Origin of the sequence: Aeromicrobium sp., from assembly GCF_036676885.1 — a bacterium.
Taxonomy (GTDB): Bacteria; Actinomycetota; Actinomycetes; order Propionibacteriales; family Nocardioidaceae; genus Aeromicrobium.
Genome location: NZ_JAKFCB010000289.1, coordinates 1 through 4,487, shown reverse-complemented (window position 1 = coordinate 4,487; position 4,487 = coordinate 1). Strand labels below are relative to the sequence as shown.

Sequence of the window (4,487 nt, the reverse complement as noted above, 5' to 3'; positions counted from 1 at the left end):
GGAATCGCCTCGAGGTCGGCCAGGGTGAAGACACCGGAGGTGTGCCCGTCGAGGTCCACCACGGGAAAGACCTCGGCTGCGATCTGCCCCGGCGACAGGTGTGCGACGAATTGCTGGACGGTCCACCAAGCAGGTGCGAGGACAGGCGTGGGTGTCATGACATCTGAGGCCTTCAGCTCGGACAGGTGCTCATCACCGACTGCCGCCCGCTCGGCGTCGGCGCCACTGACGATGAACCAACCGACAAGGGCGAGCCACAGACCCGTTGGGAATCCGGCAATCACGTTGAACAGGCCCAGAGCGATGAGGGCATAGCCGACGACGCGTCCCGAGCGCGCGGCGACGAGAGCAGCGCGGTCCCGGTCCTTTCCACGCCACCACACCACTGCCCTCAGCACCCGACCACCGTCGAGCGGAGCCCCGGGAAGCAGGTTGAACACGGCGAGCCCGATGCTGATCGACGCCAGCCAGACCAGCGCAGTACCCGCCAGACCCGAGGTCCCGACCACCGCCGCAAGGATGAGGCCGACAGCGCCGATGCCCAGGCTCGTCGCCGGACCCGCGAGCGCCACGAGCGCATCAGCACGTGCGGTCGGGCTCGGGCTGCCGAGCTCGGACACCCCACCGAGCAACCAGAGCGTGATCCGCTCGACCTTCATCCCGTAGGCGCGAGCCACCAGAGCGTGCGCGAGCTCGTGAGCGAGGAGGGTCACGAAGAAGACGACGGAGGTGCCGACGGCAACCAGCCAGTATGCCGTCCGGGTGTCGCCCGGATGCGCCTCCGGCAAGGTGCCCGTCGCCAGGACTGCCGCGAACAGCACCACCGTGAAGAGGACTGACCAGTGGGCGTCGACCTCGATCCCACCCCAGTGACCCAGTGGGATGCTCGTCGACAGCCCTCCCTCCTTCGTTCGCTGTTTCCGGTCAGGGTGGCCGTTCGGGTGTGTCTGTCTCGTCATCAGATCGTCCTCGTCCGGCGCTCCCCCGTGCGCGCATCGCTGTCATCTCGGGGGCAGTCAAACGCGCGGTGTCAGCGCCGAACAGGGGCATTCGTCCCGCGACATTTGGGTCGAGTCCCGGCGCGGGCACGCTCACGGTTGGCGCGGTGCCGCACCGAACCTCCGTGCCCGTTCGCGGCGTGCCACGATCATCGTCAGGATCGAGAGCATCGTCCACACGATCGCGATCAGCAGCGAGCGGAGCTCGGGCCCGCCGAAGTACGCCTGTGCCGTCCCGGCGTCCAGCGCCGCACCGTGCGGCAGCCACGGCGTGATGGTCGCCCACGGTTCGGGCAGCAACAGCGGGTGCGTCAGGCGTACGAGTGGGGCCGCAGCCAGCACGAACAGCGTCGTCGCCACTCCGATGCCGAGTACACCGAAGACGCTCTCGAGCGCAAGCGTCGTCAACGTGCCGACCAACACCGTGAGCGCGGCGATCGCCCACCACATGAGGAACCCCTCGTCGTACCGAAGCGATGCGCCGGCGCCGACCAGACCACCGAGAGTGAGCGCGACGGCTGCGGATGCCGCGACTCGCCGCGCTCCGAGCACCAGCGTCTGCTCCATGGGACCCCGCAGCCAGGTCACGACGAGGGCGACGACAAACCCCAGGACACTGCACAACGCGGCGATCACGTACACACCACGATGGTCGGCATCGCCGGCGCGCGCCGGCACCAGATCACGGACGACGACGTCCCGCCCGAAGGACCTCTCGATGCGCTCGACCCGCTCGCGGAGGTCACGGTTGAGCGCGCTGCCGTTCGCCCCGGCGACATAGAGCGTGTCCTGCTCACCGCGGAGGTCGACGACGACGGCAGCGACGCTGTGGCCCGCACGGACACTGTCGCGAGCCTCCTCCGCCGTCGCCAGCACACGCGCCTCGAGCGCGCGGTCCGAGTTCGTACGCGCGATCATCGCCGTGGCGACGACCGGCGGAGCCACCAGGCGGACCGGAGCCTCGTGCGGGTGGTCCGATGGTGCGGCCAACGCCAACGAGATCACGACGACGACCTGCAGCAGCCCGAGCGCGAGCACCGCACCGATCCGCCGTCGTCCCATGATCCCTGACACTAACTGTGTGAAACCGTGAGGACATGATCTCCCGCCGGCTACCGTGGCGCCTTCGTGTCGCGCTGGTGACGGTGCCCGCCGCCGCCGCGATGTTCGCCGCCGTGGCGCTCGCTCCTGAGGCGGCCGACGAGCCGGTACCGCCGGCCGAGCTCGCGGCGGAGACGCGTTGCGTACCGATCGAACCCGTCACGTCGGTCGAAGGGATGAACCGGCTTGTGACGAAGGTGCGCGGAGGTTCGGAGTTCCAGGGCGCCGATGTCGGCGCGGACGTGCTGCTGCAGGACGGCCGACGGCTGTGGGTCTTCGGCGACACCTTGCGATCGCAAGACTTCGACGGTCAGCGGTTCGTGCGCAACTCGATGCTGGTCTTCCAGGAACGCTGCGCCAACGTCGTCCTCCCGGCAGATCACGGCGCTCTGATCCCCGACCGGGACGACGGCGTCGGATACTGGCCCATGTCGATCGCGAAGGTCGAACGTACGGGCTACGACCTCGTCGGAATCGCGGCCCAACGCGTACGCAGCAGCGGCACGCCTGACGGCGCGTTCGCGTTCAGGAACCTCGGCCCCGCGATCGCGTTGTTCATCGTGGTCCGTGGTCAGACTCCACAGCTCCTGACCGTCAAGGACATCGGCCCCGACCACGACGGGACCACGCGGCCGACCTGGGGTGCCGCGTCGGCCGTGCACGACGGCTGGGTCTATCTCTACGGCACGGCCAACCCGCAGAAGAAGGGCGTCTTCGGCTACTCGCTGCAGGTCGCACGCGTACGCCCCAACGACATCCTGGCGACATCGAAGTGGCGCTACTGGAGCGGCTCCAGCTGGCAACGCTCGGCCGCGAAGGCCGCCACGCTGATCCCCGCGGAAGGCGGCGTGTCCCAGACCCTGAGCGTGTTCGAGCAGGACGGTCGTTGGTACGCCGTCAGCAAGCAGGATGAGTTCCTCGGCTCCCACCTGGTCGTCTGGTCGTCGCCGAGCCCCACGGGACCCTTCACCGAGGGCCCATCCGTTGCAGAGATCCCTTCAGACATCGCGTCCGGGACCCTGCGCTACATGCCGCTCGCGCATCCCGACCTCCTCCCCGAGAAGGGCTCGGTCGTGGTGTCGTACAGCCAGAACAGCACCGACCTCGGCGAGGTCGCCAACAATCCGTTCCTGTACAGACCCCGATTCCTGCGCGTCGACCTGCCCCGGTGATGTTCGCCGTCTGGACGCGGGTCAACCCGTCAGCGCCACGGGAAAGGCCCCTGACCGCATTTCTGCTGGTCAAGGGCCATACTCGGTGGGTGGGCGATACTGGGTTCGAACCAGTGACCTCTTCGGTGTGAACGAAGCGCGCTACCACTGCGCCAATCGCCCGGGTGCGTCAGAAACCTTAACCCATCGACCGTAAGGGCTCCGAACGAGGCCGGTCTAGGGATCAATGTCCTTGGCCGCCTCGCGGGCCCAGATCTCCTGGGCCTTGCGCGTCACGGGCCCTGGCGCGGCGATCTCACGGTCGTCGACGCGCGAGATGCCCTGCACGTCGCGGGTGGTGCCGACGAGGATCACCTCGTCAGCCGTCTGGAGTACGTCGATCGGTGCGTCGCGCTCGATCACGTCAAGCTCTCCGGAGCACCACTCGAGCACCAGGGCGCGGGTGACGCCCGCGAGGGGGCCGGCTTCGAGCGTCGGCGTGATGAGCTGCTCGCCGACAACGTAGAAGATGTTGGATCCCGTCCCCTCGCACAGCATCCCGGCCGTGTTGGGCATGACGGCCTCTGAGGCGCCCCGGCCGAGGGCGTGCTCGACCATCAGGGCGTTCTCGGCGTAGGACGTCGTCTTGAGGCCGGCCAGCGCTCCACGCTCGTTTCTGGGCCACGGCACGGTCGCGATGGCGCTGACCGACGGCGGACGCTCGCACGGCTCCGTGATGACGACCTGTGTCAGTCCAGAGCTGCCCCGCGGCGATCCCAGCGGTCCGCGCCCGGACGTCACGGTCACCCGGACACGACCGAACGGCAGGTCCTGGCCCTCGATCGTCGCGGCGACGCCCTCGCGGATCGCGCCGACGTCCGGCTTGCCGATCCCGAGGCCTTCCGCCGAACGCACGAGACGGTCGAGGTGCCGGGTCAGCGCGAACGGTTGTCCACCCTCGATCTTGATGGTTTCGAACACACCGTCGCCCACGATGATGCCGTGGTCGAGGGCACTGATGGACGGTGCTTCCGGGGATTGCAGGAGGTCGCCGTTCAGCCATGTCTTCATGCCGCCACGCTACCCCGACCCCGGTTTGGGTTCGGCTGCACGAATCGGCTAAAGTCTCGTGTTGCCTCAAGTTGAGGCAGTGCGGACATAGCTCAGTGGTAGAGCATCACCTTGCCAAGGTGAGGGTCGCGAGTTCGAATCTCGTTGTCCGCTCGGAAGCGGGTCT

4 protein-coding genes and 2 tRNA genes are annotated in these 4,487 nt (G+C 68.1%); 2 read left to right on the top strand and 4 right to left on the bottom strand.

Annotated elements, in window-relative coordinates; all coding sequences use genetic code 11:
* On the bottom strand, nucleotides 1-959 hold a 959-nt coding region (locus V6M46_RS13150; RefSeq protein ID WP_332665843.1), incomplete at its 3' end, for a site-2 protease family protein.
* Between the two features lie 132 nt (nucleotides 960-1,091).
* Nucleotides 1,092-2,060 carry a hypothetical protein gene (locus V6M46_RS13145; RefSeq protein WP_332665840.1) on the bottom strand — a complete coding sequence of 323 codons (969 nt, stop codon included), beginning with the start codon at nucleotides 2,058-2,060 and terminating at the stop codon, nucleotides 1,092-1,094.
* Between the two features lie 35 nt (nucleotides 2,061-2,095).
* Between V6M46_RS13145 and V6M46_RS13140 the strand changes: the two genes are divergently transcribed.
* Nucleotides 2,096-3,271: a DUF4185 domain-containing protein gene (locus V6M46_RS13140; protein ID WP_332665837.1), complete on the top strand. Its 1,176-nt coding sequence runs from the start codon at nucleotides 2,096-2,098 to the stop codon at nucleotides 3,269-3,271.
* Nucleotides 3,272-3,361: 90 nt separating this feature from the next.
* On the opposite strand, the gene V6M46_RS13135 is transcribed toward V6M46_RS13140, so the two are convergent.
* Nucleotides 3,362-3,433, bottom strand: a tRNA-Val gene (locus V6M46_RS13135).
* Nucleotides 3,434-3,487: 54 nt separating this feature from the next.
* Nucleotides 3,488-4,321 (bottom strand): aminotransferase class IV, encoded by an 834-nt coding sequence (locus tag V6M46_RS13130; RefSeq protein ID WP_332665835.1) that lies wholly within the window; start codon nucleotides 4,319-4,321, stop codon nucleotides 3,488-3,490.
* A gap of 81 nt (nucleotides 4,322-4,402) precedes the next feature.
* Here V6M46_RS13130 and V6M46_RS13125 point away from each other — a divergent pair.
* Nucleotides 4,403-4,474, top strand: a tRNA-Gly gene (locus V6M46_RS13125).
* Nucleotides 4,475-4,487 lie beyond the last annotated feature (13 nt).